The sequence below is a fragment of the Mycolicibacterium sp. ND9-15 genome, assembly GCF_035918395.1.
Lineage (GTDB): Bacteria > Actinomycetota > Actinomycetes > Mycobacteriales > Mycobacteriaceae > Mycobacterium.
On record NZ_CP142362.1, the window covers coordinates 900,861 to 917,084 of the forward strand.

Sequence of the window (16,224 nt, forward strand, 5' to 3'; positions counted from 1 at the left end):
GATGACCTCCTCAGCGTCAAGTGAAGTCTGAGCCGCCGTCGACGTTGACGTTGGCGCCGGTCATGTAGGAGTTGCGGCGGGACGCGAGAAATGCGACGACGGGCGCGATTTCGTCGGGCAGGCCGGCGCGCGGGAGATGGGCGGGGTGGCCGAAGTGCTCACCGATCGCGCCCATCAACGCATACGGGTCGGTGCCGTCGACACCCACCGACTCGGCCCAGCCGATCAGCGCTTCGGATGCGATGCTGCCCGGCGAGACCACGTTGACCATGATCTCGTCTTTGGCCAGCAACAGCGACAGGTTCTTCGAGATACTCGTCACCGCCGCCTTGGCCGCGGTGTAGGCCGGCAGGATCACGCTTTGCCGCTGTGTCGAATGGGCGGAGAAGTTCACGATGCGGGCCCACTGTGCGGCACGCAAGAGCGGAAGCGCCGACCGCACGCAGTGCACCATGCCCATCACGCCGCCGTCGAACGCGATGCGCCACTGTTCATCGGTCAGATCCTCGAAGGTGCCGACGGCGTCGGGGCCGACGGCGTTGATGAGGATGTTGAGTTCGCCGTTCCAGCGCTGCCCGATCTCATCGAAGGCGCGCCGCACCTGATCGGCGTCGGTGATGTCGGCAATCAGCGCCAGCGCGTCGGGGCTGCCGATCTCGACGAGCGCCGTCGCCGCCTCCCCGAGGACATCCGGCGTGCGTCCGACGACCGCCACCCGGGCCCCGTCTTCGGCCAGACAGCGCGCCGTCGCAAAACCCATGCCGCGCCCACCGCCGACCACGACGGCGGAGGCGTCCTTCAGCCCGAGGTCCATGCGGCCTTTCGCTCACCCGATTGCGTGGAAAACCTTACTATAGGACTTACAGTAGAACAGCGGAACAACCGTGGAGACCGGCGACCCGAAGGCTCCCGGTATGGTTGACGGTAACGGCCGGGCCGCGACACACCTGCGTTGGCGCAGATCAGAGGCGGCTGACGGTACATTCAGGTCCACCAACCCCATTTCCGGGGGGCTGCGCGCGCGGCTTAGTCGATGGAGGTGCCCTAGGTGGCAAGGCAGGCGACCGCGGAGAAGCGTCAGCGACGCGAGCGCGGATCGATCAATCCCGACGACATCATCAAGGGCGCCTTCGAGCTCGCCGAAGAGGTGGGCATCGACAACCTGTCCATGCCGCTGCTCGGCAAGCACCTCGGCGTCGGCGTCACGAGCATCTACTGGTACTTCCGCAAGAAGGACGATCTTCTCAACGCGATGACCGACCGCGCGCTGCGCCAGTATGTCTTCGCCACGCCGTATGTGGAGGCCAAGGACTGGCGTGAGACGCTGAGCAACCACGCGCGCACCATGCGAAAGACGTTCATGGGCAACCCGATCCTGTGCGACCTGATTCTCATCCGATCGGCGCTGAGTCCGCGGATGGCCAAGCTCGGCGTGCAGGAGGTCGAGAAGGCGATCGCAGGCCTGGTAGAAGCCGGGCTGTCCCCCGACGACGCGTTCGACACCTACTCGGCGGTGTCGGTGCATGTTCGTGGATCCGTTGTGCTGCACCGGCTTCGGGAGAAAAACCGAGCGGCCAACGAAGGACCGAGCGACATCGAGGAGACGATGAGCATCGACGCCGACAGCACGCCGCTGCTGGCTTTGGTCACCGAGAGGGGCCACCATATCGGCGCCGCCGACGACAAGAACTTCGAGTTCGGCCTCGAGTGCATACTCGACCACGCGAGTCGCCTGATCGCGGACAACAAGCCGGCCAAGCGTAAACGTTAGCGATTTCGGTGCGCTATCAATCGCTCAGCGACTGGTAGCGCACCCAAATCACTCAGACTTCGATGACGACTGCGCCGCCCTGCCCACCGCCGGCACACATCGCGGCGACACCGATGCCACCGCCGCGCCGCTGCAGTTCGTAGACCAGGGTGGTGACCATCCGCGCACCCGATGCGGCGATGGGATGACCGAGGCTGCAACCACTTCCGGAGAAGTTGACCAGCTCCTCGTCGAGGCCGTACTCGCGGCACGCGGCGATTGGCACCGAGGCGAACGCCTCGTTGATCTCCCACAGCGCGACGTCGGAGGGCTTCAGGCCGGCGCGGTCGAGCACCTTGCCGATCACCTTCACCGCGCCCAGGCCCGTGTCGCGCGGTGGCACACCGGCCGCGGCCCACGCCTTGACGGCGGCCATCTTCGTCAGGTTCTCCGCGTCGGCGTAGGCGCTGTCGACCAGTGCGACCGCGGCAGCGGCGTCATTGGTTCCGCTGCTGTTGCCCGCAGTGATCGAGAACCCCTCGATCTCGGGATGAAGCGGCTTGAGGCCCGCCAACTTCTCGACGGTGGTGTCGCGGCGCGGATGCTCGTCGATGTTGAACTCGATCACCGAGCCGTCGAACTGCTGCACCTTCAGCGGCACGATCTCGTCGACGAACTTGCCCGCGTCGATCGCCGCTATCGCGCGCTGATGCGACCGCGCGGCCCACGCGTCCATCTCCTCACGGGTGATGCCGACCGCCTGCGCGGTGTTCCACCCGACGGTGACCGACATGTCGCGGGTCGGCGCGTCGGGGGTTTCGACGTGGGTGGGCGGCATCCACTTCTCCTCGAACTTCAGTTCGGGGCCCGGGATGCGCCAGTTGACCAGCGGCGTCATCGACAGCGACTGCACACCACCGGCGATCAGCGCACGCTCCATGCCCGAGCCGATCTGCGCGGCCGCGTTGCCGATCGCGGTGAGGCTACCCGCGCAGTGCCGGTTCACCGACTGCCCCGGCACCTCCTGCAGGCCGGTCGCGTCGGCGGCATAACGGGCCAGATCGCCTCCGCCGTAATGCGATTCGGCGAAGATGAGGTCGTCGATGGCGTTCGGGTCGATCCCCGAGCGGCGGATCACCTCCGGCAGCACGGTGGTGATCAGCTCTTCCGGCGGGGTGTTGACCAGCGTTCCCTTGAAGGATCGGCCGATCGCGGTCCTGGCGGCACCTACGATGACGGGTGTGGGCATGTTGTCCACCTCGGGTTTCGACGTTAGCGACGTTACAAAACTAGCAGATACTGTAGCGAGGCCGTTAGCCGGGCTCGGGCACGTGGAAATGCTCGTCGCGCAGCCGGAACGCTTCCTTGGCGCCGTACTGCGCACGGGTCTTGACGAAGTTGAACTCACCCTCGGCGAACTGCAGGTTCGTTCCGTAGGCATGGAACAGGTAGCTCGCCACTTCCTCACCCTGATAGGCCTGGCTCTGCTCGACGAGGCGGAACGCCTCCTTGGCGATCACGACGCCGTCGGCGGGCATCTTGGCTGCCTTCTCCGCCCAGTAGCGCGCCCGCGCCGCAACCTGGTCGGCGCCGCAGGTGTCGGTGAACACCCCGAGGTGCTCGACCGCGCCCGCCTCGATGACGTCGCCGGTCAGCAGCAACCGACGCGCCAGCACCGGACCGAGTCGGTGGAAGAACATGTGCAGGCTGCCCAGCGCGGGACCGAGGAACCGGGTGGCCGGCATGCCGATCTTGGTGCTGCGCGCGATCACCGAGATATCGGTCATCAACGCCATCTCGAAACCGCCACCCAAGGCGTACCCGTTGATCTCCCCCACCGTGACCTTCGGGAATCCCATGAAGTTGTGGTAGAAGCCGAACGTCTTGCGATCCACGGTCAACCGCCGGCGCTGGCTGGGACGCCTCTTGGCTTGTGCCGAGGCCTCATCGCCGTACCAGCCGTAGGCGTTGTTCATATCGGCCCCGGTGCTGAACACGCCGTCGGCGCCGCGCAGCAGGACCACCGTGATGTCGTCGTCGGCGGCGACCTGATCGAGATAGCGGGCCACCGCGTCACGCATCGCCGCGTCGTAGGAGTTGCGCCGGGCCGGGTTGTTGAAGGTGATCGTCGCGATCCGCTTCTGGTGGTCGACCTCGAACAGCACGCGGTCATCGGTCATGGGGTGTCCTCACTGCACATCGGAAATGAGCTTGGCCTCAATGGTTCTGTCCGTTCCGACCGCGAGTGTGTTGCGCCTCGCGGCCGCCAGGTGGTCGGTGGCCAACCGCGCCGCTCGAGCCTGGTTGCCGTCGCGGATCGCCTCGAGCAGGCGTTGGTGATCGCGTAGTGCGGCCCGCATCGTCTTGTCGTTCATCGGGTCGGCGCCGGTCTCGTCGCCCCACACCGACGACTCATGCGACGACCAGATCAGCTCCAGGGAGCCGATCAGCAGGATCATCGGCTCGTTGCCGCACCTGGACACGATTGTCTCGTGAAAACGCCTGGCGTTGCGCACGTACTGCGATAGGTCATCGAATTGGTCGATCTGCCTTTGTATTTCGTCTTCGAGGTAGGGCACGACCTCGGTCATGCGGTCCATGCGGGCCGCGCACATGCTCGCGCAGATCGGCTCGAGGTGCAGCAGCGCGCCGCTGACATCCGCCGGTGTCGCCGAGCGGGCCTGCAACACCATGCTGATCATGTGCGCGGTCCGGTCCGCCGACGGCAGGCGCACGACCGCGCCACCCATGTTGCCGCGGCGCACCGAGATCAGCCCCTCCATCTCCAGGATGTGGATCGCCTCGCGCAACGCCGGCGGGCTCACCGCGAACTCCGCAAGGAGGCCGTCTTGGGACGGCAGCACGTCGCCCTCCTTGAGCCGCCCGGACAGGATGTCGTTTCGCAACCGCGCGGCGATGATCTCGGCCACCCGCGGCTGACGGATCCGGTGCGTGCTGGTCATCTCGGCCGGCGCTTCCCGAAGTCGAAGACCGACAACCGCTCGGGCGAGGACGCCGAGGTGTTGAACTCCCCGGTGCACAACACCTCGTCGTCAAGCAGCAGCCGCGCGGTCGACGTGACACGTCCATCGGACTCCACGCGGGTCACGTCGAAACTCAACTCGGCCAGGATCGGTGTCGGCCTGCGAAAAATGACGGTCAGCGAGCGCGTCTTACCCGTTCGCCCAGTGGCGCAACTGTGATGCTGGGTGACGCAATCGAAGAACACCGCGAGAAATCCGCCGTACACCAAACCCGGCGGGCCCTCGAACAGGACGGGAAAAGTGACCCGCCCCGATGCGGAGTCGGCGCCGATCTCGTCGAAGGTGTACTCGGGGAACGCCGGGTTGTAGGCGCCGATATCGAAGGCGTGATCGAGGTAAACCCGTTGCGAATCGGTCGCGTCGGGCCCGATGCGCGGTGTCGGGTCCGACGGTGCCGTGGCGGCGAGTTCGCGCTCCCATTCGTCGATCTGCCGAAGCATCGTGTCGACGGTGGGATGGTTGTGTTCCAACGACAGCAGCAGTCCGCTCAGCCGGCGGATGGCACCCGCGGCGGCGACGGTCTGCGCCAGCGGTTGCTCGCCGAAGGTGGGCGTGTCCTGTGCCATCGGTGCCCTTCCGTCAGCGATGCTGTCCTTGCTAACTTGTACAAGATAGCAATACTGTAGGGCTAACCGTATAGCGGCAGATTGGCGGGTTCAACGGTGACCGATGCGGCCGACGACGGTGTGGTGGCGACATCGCGTGACGGCGCGGTCTTGCGCATCACGCTCGACCGACCGGTCCGGCGTAATGCGCTGAGCCACAGCATGGTCGACGTGCTGGTCGACGCCCTGACCGCTGCCGCCACCGACGACTCGCTGCGCGCCGTGCATATCAGCGGCGGCGGTTCGGACTTCTGCGCGGGCGCGGACTGGGTGGCCGCCAACACCGGCGAACAGCGGCCCCGCACCGGCGACCTGGTCCGGCGCCTACCCCACGGAGCTCACCGGGCGATCGAACTTGTGCACACGCTTCACCTCCCGGTGGTGTGCACGGTTCGCGGGTGGGCAGCGGCCCTCGGCTGCAACCTGGCGTTGGCAGCCGACTTCACCGTCGCCGCAGAGGACGCGGTGTTCTGGGAACCGTTCCTCGGCCGCGGCTTCAGCCCCGATTCGGGTTCGACCTGGCTGCTGCCCCGGCTCGTCGGTCTGGCGCGCGCCAAGCGGATGCTATTGCTCGGCGAGAAGGTCAGCGGCGCCGAGGCGGCCGAGTGGGGTCTGATCCACGCCGCGGTGCCCGAAACCGAATTGCACACTGCGAGCGAAGAACTCATCGCACGACTGGCGTCGGGTCCGACGGTGGCGCTCGGCCTGGCCAAGCAGGCCATCCACTACGGCCAGCACGCGTCGCTTACCGACACTATGAACCAGGAGCTCTACAACGTCGAGTTGTCCTGCCGAACCACCGATTTCAAAGAAGGACTGGCGGCGTTCCGTGACAAGCGCGCGCCGGAGTTCCACGGGCGCTGACGGATAGGAAGAGAATTGTCCACCAGGTTTGACGACATCACCTACCAGGTCGACGGGCACAAGGCGACGATCACCTTGAACCGTCCCAACGCGCTCAACGCACTGAGCCCGCACATGATCGCCGAACTCCGCGCCGCCTACCACGACGCCGAGAACGACGACGACATCTGGATCCTGATCGTGACCGGCACGGGCCGGGCCTTTTGCACCGGCGCCGACGTCGGCGAGATCCCCGAGGACGGCAGGGTGATCTACGAGCGCCCCTACCTGTCCACCTACGACCAGTGGGAGGCGCCGCAGGAGGGCACACCGCCGTTCCGGCGGATGGCCAAACCGGTCCTCACCGCGGTCAACGGATTGTGCTGTGGCGCCGGTCTGGACTGGATCACCACCGGCGACATCGCGATCGCCTCCGACCAGGCAACCTTCTTCGACCCGCATGTGAGCATCGGCCTGGTGGCCGCCCGCGAGATGGTGCGGTTGGCGCGTATCCTGCCCCGTAACATCGCGCTGCGCATGGCGCTGATGGGCAAGCACGAACGGATGAGCGCCCAGCGTGCCTACGAATTGGGCATGATCAGCGAAGTGGTAGAGCACGACCGACTGCTCGAAAGGGCACACGAGATAGCCGACATCGTGAACTCGAATGCCCCGCTCGCGGTTCGAGGTACCCGATTGGCCATCCACAAGACGCTGGACCTGCCCCTGCACGAGGCGGAGATCCTCGCCGAGGCGTTCCGCGAACGGGTGGTGCGCACCGACGACGCCGCCGAGGGACCGAAGGCGTTCATGGAGAAGCGCACCCCGAACTGGCAGTGCCGATGACGGCGTTCCGAACCATCCTCCTCGACGTGGACGCCGCCGACCACGTCGCAACCGTCACGCTGAACCGGCCCGACTCACTCAATGCGTTCAACCGCACGATGTGTGAGGAGATGTCGCAGGCTTGGCAACTTGTCAAGGAAGACGAAACCGTCCATGCGGTGGTGCTCCGGGCCGCGGGCGAGCGCGCATTCAGCGCCGGCCTCGACATGAAGACGCCCTACGGCCAACCCGACAACGTCTGGAACCACGAAGACCCCGGCGAACACCTGAGCCCGAAATGGCAGAAGATGTGGAAGCCCGTGGTGTGCGCAGTGCAGGGCATGTGCACGGCCGGCGCGTTCTACTTCCTCAACGAGGCCGACGTGGTGATCTGCTCCCAGGACGCCACGTTCTTCGACTCACACGTCAGCGCAGGTTTGGTCTGCGCGCTCGAACCGGTCGGGCTGATGCGCCGCGTCGGCCTCGCCAACGCACTGCGAATCGCCCTGATGGGCAACGACGAACGGGTGAGCGCTGCGACCGCGCTGCAGATCGGGTTGGTGACCGAAGTCGTACCCGCCGACCGGCTCTGGGCTCGAGCGCACGAAATCGCGGCCGGCATCGCCGCCAAGCCACCGTCGGCCACCCAGGGCACCGTCAAGGCGATCTGGGAGTCGCTGGAAAAGCCGTACCGCGCGGCGATGGAGCAGAACCTGATCTACACCCGGCTCGGTAACCCCTTGGGGCAGGCCGAACTCGCGGCGGCGCCCATCGCCGCGAGGTCGGCACCGAGGATTCGCTGATGGCCGATCATCCGCTCAGCCACCGCGTCCGGGACATCCTCGCATTGCAGCCCGACGCACCGGCGATCGAATACGAAGGCGAATGGAGCACCTGGGGCCAGGTGGCCGAGTTCGCCGCCCAGGTCCGCGGGGTCGGTGTTACGGGGCGGCAGGTGGGAATGTTGTTGCGCAACAAGCCCGCACACGTCGCCGGCTTCCTCGGCGTGCTGCTCGGGGGCGGCACCGCCGTGGTCGTCAATCCGGGCCGCGGTGACGACCGCATCCGGGCCGACCTCGGCGCACTCGAGCTGCCGCTGGTGATCGGCGAGCAGGACGACCTGACCAGGTTGGTCACCACCCCGGGCGCCGACGCGGTCGCGATCTCGTCGATATCCGACCCCATTCGCGTGACGGTCGCCGGGGCATCGGTAGCCGACCAGAACCGCACGGGCGTCGCGGTGCGGATGCTGACCAGCGGCACCACCGGGCCGCCGAAGCGGGTCGACCTCACCTACGACATGTTGGCGCACAGCGTGCTCGGTCAGGGTTTCGCCGATGCCCCACCACCGAGTGAACTGCGGAGCGGCGTGGCCATCGTCAACGCCCCGCTGGTCCACATCGGCGGGGTGTTCCGTGTCCTGCAATGTGTCTGCGAGGGCCGGTCCTTCGCCCTTCTGGACCGCTTCGAACTGAACCGGTGGGCCGACGCGGTGCGCCGCCACCGACCGCGGGCGGTGTCCCTGGTGCCTGCCGCGCTGCGCACCGTGCTGCACTCGGACCTGACCCGCGACGATCTGGCCGGTATCCGCGCGGTCACCTCCGGTACCGCACCGCTGTCGGCCGACGACGCCGACGCGTTCACCGAGAAGTTCGGCATACCGGTGCTGACATCCTACGCCGCAACGGAATTCGGCGGCGGCGTCGCCGGCTGGACACTGGCGGACTACCAGAAGTACTGGCAGGGCAAGCGGGGCAGTGTGGGCAGGGCCAGCCTCGGCGCCCAGCTGCGGGTCGTCGACGACGACGGACAGACGCTCGGCGTGGATCAGGCCGGCCTGCTGGAGGTCAAGCCCGGCCAGCTGGGCCCGGCGGCGGAGTGGATGCGTACGACGGACATGGCGCGCATCGACGCCGACGGGTTCGTGTGGATCCTCGGGCGTGCCGACCAGGCGATCATCCGCGGCGGGTTCAAGATATTGCCCGACGAGGTGCGCGCAGTGCTGGAAAGCCACCCCGCGGTGCACAGCGCCGCCGTGGTCGCTCAACCTGACGACCGGCTCGGTGAGACACCGGCGGCGATGGTGCAACTTCGGGAACCGGTCGACGTCGCGACGCTGGAGAACTTCTTGCGAACTCGGCTGGCCCGCTACGAGGTTCCGACCGCCATCGCGATCGTCGAACAGATGCCGTGCACGCCGTCGGGTAAGCCCGACCTCAGCGCGGTCCGGGAGCACTTCGCCACCGTCGGACATGCCTGAACACACCGTCGCGGCGGTCTTGCGGGCGCAGGCAGGCGCGCGGGGCGAGCACCCGCTGCTGATCTGCGATGACGACCGCCTGAGCTATGCCGACGCCGACCGTCTCTCGGCCCGAGTGGCCCGCGGGCTCATCGCGCTCGGCGCGGGCAAGGGCACCCACGTCGGAGTGCTGTATCCGAACGGGTCGGCCTTCGTGATCGCGATGCTGGCGGCCGCGCGGATCGGCGCCGTCGTGATCCCGGTCTCGACGCTGGCGACCACGCCCGAGATGCGCGACCAGCTCGGCCACGCCGACGTCGAAATGCTGTTGGCCACCGCCTCTTACCGCTCCCACGACTACCGACAGCGGCTGGCCGACGTCGAGGGGCTTCCACTGCTGCGACATGTGTTCATCGACGCCGACCCGGCGGAGTCGGCGGAGGCCGGCTTGCTGGCCGCACTCGAGGACGATGTCGAACCGTGCGACGAGCTGGCGATCATCTACACCTCGGGTTCGACCAGCGCGCCGAAGGGCGTCGTGCACACTCATGCCGGACTGCTCGACCACCAGGTGGTGCTGAACGAGATACGCGGCCTGACCGCACACGAAAAGTTGTTCAGCAACTCGCCGTTCTTCTGGATCGGCGGGTTCGCGTACTCGGTACTGGCCACGCTGCTCGCCGGTGCGACGTTGTTGTGTTCCAACGCGATCGACCCCGGTGACACTCTCGACCTGCTGGAGGGCGAGAAGCCGACGATGACCAACGGGTTCGTGGCCGGCATCGCGCATCTGGCCCGCCACCCCAGCTTGCCGGGGCGCGACCTGTCGACGATCAGGCGGGGCAACCTGTACCCGATCATGGCGCCCGAGGTGCGCCCCGCGGACCCCGAGCTGCGCCACACCATGCTCGGGATGACCGAGTCCGGCAGCGTCATCCTGGCCAGCTCAGACGAGTCCGACCAGCCCGAGCACCGGCGCGGTTGCTTCGGCAAGCCGGTACCCGGCTTCGACGTCAAGGTCGTCGAACCCGATACCGGTCGGCCCGTCGCCGTCGGTGACGTCGGCGAGCTGTGCGCCCGTGGACCCTTCATGATGCAGCGGTACTACAAGCGCAGCCGGGAGGTATGCTTCGACGCCGAAGGTTGGTTCCACACCGGCGATCTCGTCCGCACCGACGAGGACGGTTTCTTCTACTTCATCGGCCGGCGCGGCGCGATGATCAAGACCGCGGGTGCCAACGTCGCACCCGCAGAGGTGGAACGTGCGATCGCGAAGGTGACCGGCGGCACCGTCGCGCACGTGATCGGCCTGCCCGACCCTGAACGCGGCCAACTCGTCGCCGCGGTCGTCGCACTGGAGGACGGCGCGACATTCGACGAGGCCGCCTGCCGCGAGCGGCTCAAGACGGAGTTGTCGGCGTACAAGATGCCCCGCCGATACGCGGCGGTCCCCAGTGCCCGAATTCCGGTGCTGTCCAGCGGAAAGGTCGATATGTCGCGACTGATCGAGGTGTTCGATGTCTGACACGATCGACACATTGGTGCGCCGCCGCGCCGCCGAGCACGGCGCAAAGCCAATGGTGATCGACCCGTCGACCCGGATCACCTACACCGAACTCGACGCCACCACAGCAGAATTGGCCGCCGCGTTGGTGTCCGCCGGGGTGGGCAAGGGCAGCAGGGTCGGGTTGATCATGCCCAACCGTGCCGAGTGGGTGCGGATCGCGATCGCGGTGACCCGGGTGGGCGCCGTCCTGGTCCCGTTGAGCACGCTGCTGCAGCCGCCGGAACTCGCTGCGCAACTGGGCATGGCGTCAGTGCAGTTCCTGGTCACCGTCGAAGAGTTCCGCGGCCACCACTACCTCGAGGATCTATCCGCCGAGCCGGCCAATCTGCCCGCCCTGCGCGAGATCTGGCGCGCCGACCGGCTCCCCTCCGGCGGCTCGGCACCCGTCGATGAGATCGCCGCTGCCGTCACGCCGAGTGACACGTTGGCGATCATGTTCACCTCCGGCAGCAGCGGGCCGCCAAAGGGTGTGATCCACTCGCACGGCAACGCTTTGGGCGCGGTGCGATCCGGTCTGGCGGCGCGTTGCATCTCCGCCGACACCCGGTTGTATCTGCCCATGCCGTTCTTCTGGGTCGGCGGCTTCGGCAGCGGCATCCTGTCCGCCCTGTTGGCGGGCGCCACCCTGGTCACCGAGGAGATCCCCAGGCCGGAGACCACACTCCGTCTTCTCGAACGCGAACGCGTCACGCTGTTTCGGGGCTGGCCCGACCAGGCAGAGGCGTTAGCGCGGCAGGCCCCCACCGTCGGGGCCGATCTGTCGTCGCTGCGCCCCGGTAGCTTGCCGGCGCTGTTACCCGCCGATCAACGCGGCGCGCCCGGCGCACGGGCGAACCTGTTCGGTATGACCGAGTCCTTCGGCCCGTACTGCGGCTACCGCGCCGACACCGACATGCCTCGGTCGGCATGGGGCAGTTGCGGAAAACCGTTCGACGGCATGGAGGTCCGCATCGTCGACCCCGACAGCGGTGAGCCGGTGCCGACCGGGACCATCGGGATGATCCAGATCCGCGGACCGCACGTGCTGCGGGGGATCTGCCGCCGCAGCCGGGAGGAGGTGTTCACCACAGACGGTTTCTATCCCACCGGCGACCTCGGCCACTTCGACGACGGCGGCTTCATGTTCTCTCACGGCCGCTGCGACGACATGTTCAAAGTCAGCGGCGCAACGGTCTACCCGAGCGAGGTCGAGCAGGCACTGCGGACCATCGACGGGGTGCAGAACGCGATCGTCACCGAGGTCGCCGGCAGGGTCGGCGCCGTCGTGATCTCCGGGCGTACGGTCGACGAGTTGCGCGCCGAGGCCCGAAAGCGGCTGAGCACGTTCAAGGTTCCGACGATTTGGCTGATCACCGACTCGGACGGCGATATCCCCCGCAAGGCGACGGGCAAGGTCGATCTCCGAAAGTTGCGTGAGATCCTGCTCGCGCAAGCTAGGTGATCACGCCGCGCTCGGCGAGGTGGTCGATCAACGGCTCCGCGCCGGCGGCGAGATGCTCGGACATCTCGGTGCGGGCACGGATCTCGCTGTGTTGCTCCAGTGCGGACAGTATCCGCCGGTGGTGGTCGTTCGACCGCTCGGGCCAGCCGGCGACGACCGGGAACACCGACTCGGGGGCGTAACGGGTGATCTGCGACATCAATTGAGCGAGTTTGGGTGAATCTGCGGCCACGTTGATGGCCCGGTGAAACTCGTGGTTGAGCCGGACCGCGCGTTCGCCGTCGGCGACAGCGTAGGCCGCTTCGAGGTCGGACTGGATCTGCTTGAGTTCGCGCAGTTGCTCGTCGGTGATGTTGGCCGCCGCCCGCGCCGCGAGCTCACCGCCGATGTAGGCCTGCACATTCGACACGTCGGTGAGATCGCGGCCGGTGACCGGCAGCACGACGAATCCTCGGCGCGGCTGTTGGGCGAGCAGTCCTTCGGCCTTCAACTCGAACAGCGCCTCGCGTACCGGGGTGACGCTGATACCCAGTTCCGCTGCCAGCTGATCGAGTCGCACATACTCGCCAGCGGTGTAGGTTCCGTCGAAGATGCGGTTGCGCACGAAACGTGCGACGTCTTCGGCGAGTTGAGGGCGCGACGCGAAATCCGGGGCGGTCACGGTCAGACCTGATAGTCGGCAAGCAACCGCTTGCTGATGATGTTCTTCTGGATCTCGCTGGTGCCCTCACCGATCAGCAGGAACGGCGCATCGCGCATCAACCGCTCGATCTCGTACTCCTTCGAGTAGCCGTAGCCGCCATGGATCCGGAAACTCTGCTGTGTGACCTCAGAACAGAACTCGCTCGCAAGGTACTTCGCCATTCCGGCAGCGACGTCGTTGCGCTCCCCAGAGTCCTTCAACCGCGCCGCGTTGACCATCATCAGGTGCGCCGCCTCGACTTTGGTTGCCATTTCGGCTAATTGAAACGCGATGGCCTGATGCTCGGCAATCGGCTTACCGAAGGTCTGCCGTTGCTGGGCGTAGCGCACGGCGAGCTCGAACGCGCGGATACCCACGCCGCAGGCGCGCGCGGAGACGTTGACCCGGCCCACCTCGATCCCGTCCATCATCTGGAAGAACCCCTGGCCCGGCGCCTCGCCGAGAACGTCGACGGCCTGTGCCACGTAGCCGTCGAAGATCAACTCGGTGGTGTCGATGCCCTTGTAGCCGAGCTTGTCGAGCTTGCTGGGGATCGTCAGTCCGGGCGCGACTTCGCCGTAGCCGACCGGCTTTTCGACGAGGAACGCGGTCAGGTTGCGGTGTGGCTTGTCGGCACCCTCGTCGGTGCGCACCAGCACCGCGATCAACGTCGACGTGCCGCCGTTGGTCAACCACATCTTCTGACCGTCGATCCGATACGTGCCGTCGGTATTGCGGGTGGCGCGCGTGCGGATCGCCGCGACGTCGGAACCCAACTCGGGTTCCGACATCGAGAAGGCGCCGCGAGTCTCCCCGGTCGCCATCCGCGGCAGGTAGCGCTGCTTCTGCGCATCGGTGCCGTGCTGGCGCAGCATGTAGGCGACGATGAAGTGGGTGTTGAGCACTCCGGAGATGCTCATCCAGCCCCGGGCCAGTTCCTCGACACACAGCGCGTAGGTCAGCAGCGATTCGCCCAGGCCGCCGTACTCCTCGGGGATCATCAGGCCGAACAGGCCCATCTCACGCATCTGGTCGACGATGGGCTGCGGGTAGGTATCGGTCATCTCGAACTCCGGCGCGTTCGGGATGACCTCCTTCTCGACGAATTGCCGTACCGTGGCGAGGATTTCGGTCTGCACCTCGGTCAACCCGACCGTCTGAGCCAGTTTCGTCATGCGCCCACCCTCTCGAACACGGCGGCAAGCCCCTGTCCTCCGCCGATGCACATGGTTTCCAACCCGTATCGAGCGCCACGCCTGGTCAGTTCCCGCGCCAGCGTCGCCAGCATCCGGCCGCCCGTAGCACCGACGGGGTGCCCCAGCGAAATCCCGGATCCGTGCACGTTCGTGCGGTCCCGGTCGGCGGCGCCGAAGTTCCATTCCCGCATCACGGCGAGCGCCTGCGCAGCGAAGGCCTCGTTCAACTCGATCAGATCGATATCGCTCAGCGTCAGTCCCGCCTTGCCCAGCGCGACCTCGGTGGCGGGCACGGGCCCGATGCCCATGACGTTGGGCGCCACCCCCGCCGAACCCCACGACACCAGCCGCACCAGCGGGGTCAGGCCCAGTTGCTCGGCCTTGTCGCGGGTGGTCACCACGCACATCGACGCGGCGTCGTTCTGGCCGCTCGCATTGCCCGCGGTGACCGTCGCCTCCGGATCCTGCTTAGCCAGCACAGGTTTCAGCTTCGCCAGCGACTCCATCGACGTGTCCGGCCGGGGGTGCTCATCGGTGTCGATTCGCTCATCACCCTGGCGGGTGCGCACCGCGACCGGCACGATCTCCTCGGCCAGAATGCCGTCCTTCTGCGCGGCGACCGCGCGCTGGTGCGACGCCACCGCCAGTTCGTCCTGCTCCTCACGCGAGATGCCGTACTCCCGGCGCAGGTTCTCCGCGGTTTCGAGCATGCCGCCGGGCACCGGATGATGCCGGCCACCGGCGGTGGTGCGGCCGCGGGCCAGCGAGTCGTGAAGCATGACACCGCCGGGCGCAGGGCCCCAGCGGATGTCGGTGGAGCAGAACGTCACGTTGCTCATGCTTTCGGCACCACCGGCCACCACAACGTCGTTGTCGCCGTTGGCAACTTGCAGGCACGCCTGGATGACGGCCTGCAGACCCGAACCGCACCGCCGGTCGACCTGCATCCCCGGGACGGTCACCGGCAGCCCTGCGTCGAGCGCCACCACCCGCCCGATCGCAGGTGCCTCGCTGCTCGGGTAGCAATGGCCCAGCACCACGTCTTCGACTGCTGCAGGGTCGATTCCGGTCCGGTCGAGTAGGGCCGTGAGCGCGGTGACGCCGAGGTCCACGGCGGTCAGCGACCTGAACACACCACCGTAGCGACCGATCGGGGTGCGCACCGGTTCGCAGATCACGGTCTCACGAGTGCTCATACGTACCTCCCGCCCGTGACCTCGAGAACGGTGCCGGTCATGTACGACGACAGGTCGCTGGCCAGAAACAGCGCGACCTTCGCCACCTCCTCGGGCTCCCCCGCCCGGCCCATCGGTACCTCAGCGAGCTTCTGGTCCCAGATGCGTTGTGGCATCGCCTCTGTCATCGCGGACCGGATCAGGCCCGGCTGAATTGCGTTGACCCGCACACCGAGATGGGCCAGCTCCTTGGCGGCCGCTTTGGTCATACCGACGATGCCCGCCTTGGCCGCCGAATAGTTGGTCTGTCCGACGAGGCCGACCTTGCCCGAGATCGACGACATGTTGACGATCGCGCCCCGCTTGTTCTCCCGCATGATCGGAGCGGCCGCCTTCAGCCCGTTCCAGGTGCCTTTCAGGTGCACGGCGATGACCTGATCGAACTGCTCCTCGGTCATCTTGCGAAGCGTTGCGTCGCGGGTGATGCCGGCGTTGTTCACCATGATGTCGAGATCACCGAACCGTTCCACCGCCGCGCCGACCAGAGCTTCGACATCGTCGGCCTTGGTGACGTCGCTGCGCACCGCGAGCGCAACTGGATCTTTGGAGGCGCCGCCGAGTCGCTTGGCCGCCTCCTCGGTCGCCGCGAGGTCCAGATCGCCCAGCACCACGCGGGCGCCCTCGGCGATGAACCGCTCGGCGATCGCGTAGCCCAAACCTTGCGCACCTCCGGTGACGACCGCCGTCTGTCCGGTCAATAGCGACACCTGCTCACCCCTTCGCTGGTCAAGGCCCGCCTAGGGCCGCGTCAGTCGAATATCATATTTCAGATATGATCGCGCCGTCCGGGTGCCGTG

At 66.9% G+C, this 16,224-nt stretch carries 16 protein-coding genes; 7 read left to right on the forward strand and 9 right to left on the reverse strand.

Annotated elements, in window-relative coordinates:
• Window positions 1-16: 16 nt before the first annotated feature.
• Entirely contained in the window at window positions 17-814 is a 798-nt protein-coding gene (locus QGN32_RS04410; RefSeq protein ID WP_326547434.1) for an SDR family NAD(P)-dependent oxidoreductase, read from the reverse strand.
• A 234-nt stretch (window positions 815-1,048) separates the two neighbouring features.
• Here QGN32_RS04410 and QGN32_RS04415 point away from each other — a divergent pair, with 234 nt between their 5' ends.
• Window positions 1,049-1,771: a TetR/AcrR family transcriptional regulator gene (locus QGN32_RS04415; protein ID WP_326547435.1), complete on the forward strand. Its 723-nt coding sequence runs from the start codon at window positions 1,049-1,051 to the stop codon at window positions 1,769-1,771.
• A 52-nt stretch (window positions 1,772-1,823) separates the two neighbouring features.
• Here QGN32_RS04415 and QGN32_RS04420 read toward each other — a convergent pair whose 3' ends face one another.
• From QGN32_RS04420 to QGN32_RS04435, 4 genes are all read right to left on the reverse strand, one after another.
• Window positions 1,824-2,999 (reverse strand): thiolase family protein, encoded by a 1,176-nt coding sequence (locus tag QGN32_RS04420; RefSeq protein WP_326547436.1) that lies wholly within the window; start codon window positions 2,997-2,999, stop codon window positions 1,824-1,826.
• 64 nt (window positions 3,000-3,063) lie between these two features.
• Complete coding sequence (locus QGN32_RS04425; protein WP_326547437.1) at window positions 3,064-3,930, reverse strand: enoyl-CoA hydratase/isomerase family protein; 867 nt, start codon at window positions 3,928-3,930, stop codon at window positions 3,064-3,066.
• 9 nt (window positions 3,931-3,939) lie between these two features.
• The gene (locus QGN32_RS04430; protein ID WP_326547438.1) at window positions 3,940-4,713 is read right to left on the reverse strand and encodes a FadR/GntR family transcriptional regulator; all 774 of its coding nucleotides are present in this window, start codon (window positions 4,711-4,713) and stop codon (window positions 3,940-3,942) included.
• Window positions 4,710-5,360 (reverse strand): hotdog family protein, encoded by a 651-nt coding sequence (locus QGN32_RS04435; RefSeq protein ID WP_326547439.1) that lies wholly within the window; start codon window positions 5,358-5,360, stop codon window positions 4,710-4,712. Before QGN32_RS04435 ends, QGN32_RS04430 begins: the two co-directional genes overlap by 4 nt.
• Window positions 5,361-5,456: 96 nt before the next feature.
• On the opposite strand from QGN32_RS04435, the gene QGN32_RS04440 reads away from it, so the two are divergent.
• From QGN32_RS04440 to QGN32_RS04465, 6 genes are read left to right on the forward strand one after another with little or no spacing between them, the layout of a single operon-like run.
• Window positions 5,457-6,263 (forward strand): enoyl-CoA hydratase/isomerase family protein, encoded by an 807-nt coding sequence (locus tag QGN32_RS04440; protein ID WP_326547440.1) that lies wholly within the window; start codon window positions 5,457-5,459, stop codon window positions 6,261-6,263.
• A gap of 15 nt (window positions 6,264-6,278) precedes the next feature.
• Entirely contained in the window at window positions 6,279-7,088 is an 810-nt protein-coding gene (locus tag QGN32_RS04445) for an enoyl-CoA hydratase/isomerase family protein (protein ID WP_326547441.1), read from the forward strand.
• Window positions 7,079-7,870 carry an enoyl-CoA hydratase/isomerase family protein gene (locus tag QGN32_RS04450; RefSeq protein WP_442791782.1) on the forward strand — a complete coding sequence of 264 codons (792 nt, stop codon included), beginning with the start codon at window positions 7,079-7,081 and terminating at the stop codon, window positions 7,868-7,870. Before QGN32_RS04445 ends, QGN32_RS04450 begins: the two co-directional genes overlap by 10 nt.
• Complete coding sequence (locus QGN32_RS04455; protein ID WP_326547443.1) at window positions 7,870-9,327, forward strand: AMP-binding protein; 1,458 nt, start codon at window positions 7,870-7,872, stop codon at window positions 9,325-9,327. Before QGN32_RS04450 ends, QGN32_RS04455 begins: the two co-directional genes overlap by 1 nt.
• Window positions 9,320-10,831: a class I adenylate-forming enzyme family protein gene (locus tag QGN32_RS04460; RefSeq protein ID WP_326547444.1), complete on the forward strand. Its 1,512-nt coding sequence runs from the start codon at window positions 9,320-9,322 to the stop codon at window positions 10,829-10,831. The genes QGN32_RS04455 and QGN32_RS04460 overlap by 8 nt, the downstream gene beginning before the upstream one ends.
• A complete protein-coding gene (locus QGN32_RS04465; protein WP_326547445.1) occupies window positions 10,824-12,314 on the forward strand; it encodes a class I adenylate-forming enzyme family protein in 1,491 nt (496 codons plus the stop codon). The genes QGN32_RS04460 and QGN32_RS04465 overlap by 8 nt, the downstream gene beginning before the upstream one ends.
• Here QGN32_RS04465 and QGN32_RS04470 read toward each other — a convergent pair.
• The 4 genes from QGN32_RS04470 to fabG are packed head-to-tail and all read right to left on the reverse strand — an operon-like array spanning window position 12,307 to window position 16,134.
• Window positions 12,307-12,975 carry a GntR family transcriptional regulator gene (locus QGN32_RS04470; RefSeq protein WP_326547446.1) on the reverse strand — a complete coding sequence of 223 codons (669 nt, stop codon included), beginning with the start codon at window positions 12,973-12,975 and terminating at the stop codon, window positions 12,307-12,309. The two genes, QGN32_RS04465 and QGN32_RS04470, sit on opposite strands and share 8 nt — an antisense overlap.
• A gap of 2 nt (window positions 12,976-12,977) precedes the next feature.
• Window positions 12,978-14,171: an acyl-CoA dehydrogenase family protein gene (locus QGN32_RS04475; protein ID WP_326547447.1), complete on the reverse strand. Its 1,194-nt coding sequence runs from the start codon at window positions 14,169-14,171 to the stop codon at window positions 12,978-12,980.
• Complete coding sequence (locus QGN32_RS04480) at window positions 14,168-15,388, reverse strand: acetyl-CoA C-acetyltransferase (protein ID WP_326547448.1); 1,221 nt, start codon at window positions 15,386-15,388, stop codon at window positions 14,168-14,170. The genes QGN32_RS04475 and QGN32_RS04480 overlap by 4 nt, the downstream gene beginning before the upstream one ends.
• A complete protein-coding gene (gene fabG / locus QGN32_RS04485; protein WP_326547449.1) occupies window positions 15,385-16,134 on the reverse strand; it encodes a 3-oxoacyl-ACP reductase FabG in 750 nt (249 codons plus the stop codon). The genes QGN32_RS04480 and fabG overlap by 4 nt, the downstream gene beginning before the upstream one ends.
• Window positions 16,135-16,224: the final 90 nt, after the last annotated feature.

Coding starts and splice junctions, on each gene's coding strand:
- QGN32_RS04420 (WP_326547436.1), bottom strand. CDS start 2,999: ATGCCCACACCCGTCATCGTAGGTGCCGCCAGGACCGCGATCGGCCGA.
- QGN32_RS04465 (WP_326547445.1), top strand. CDS start 10,824: ATGTCTGACACGATCGACACATTGGTGCGCCGCCGCGCCGCCGAGCAC.
- QGN32_RS04460 (WP_326547444.1), top strand. CDS start 9,320: ATGCCTGAACACACCGTCGCGGCGGTCTTGCGGGCGCAGGCAGGCGCG.
- QGN32_RS04455 (WP_326547443.1), top strand. CDS start 7,870: ATGGCCGATCATCCGCTCAGCCACCGCGTCCGGGACATCCTCGCATTG.
- QGN32_RS04435 (WP_326547439.1), bottom strand. CDS start 5,360: ATGGCACAGGACACGCCCACCTTCGGCGAGCAACCGCTGGCGCAGACC.
- QGN32_RS04410 (WP_326547434.1), bottom strand. CDS start 814: ATGGACCTCGGGCTGAAGGACGCCTCCGCCGTCGTGGTCGGCGGTGGG.
- QGN32_RS04480 (WP_326547448.1), bottom strand. CDS start 15,388: ATGAGCACTCGTGAGACCGTGATCTGCGAACCGGTGCGCACCCCGATC.
- QGN32_RS04475 (WP_326547447.1), bottom strand. CDS start 14,171: ATGACGAAACTGGCTCAGACGGTCGGGTTGACCGAGGTGCAGACCGAA.
- QGN32_RS04430 (WP_326547438.1), bottom strand. CDS start 4,713: ATGACCAGCACGCACCGGATCCGTCAGCCGCGGGTGGCCGAGATCATC.
- QGN32_RS04425 (WP_326547437.1), bottom strand. CDS start 3,930: ATGACCGATGACCGCGTGCTGTTCGAGGTCGACCACCAGAAGCGGATC.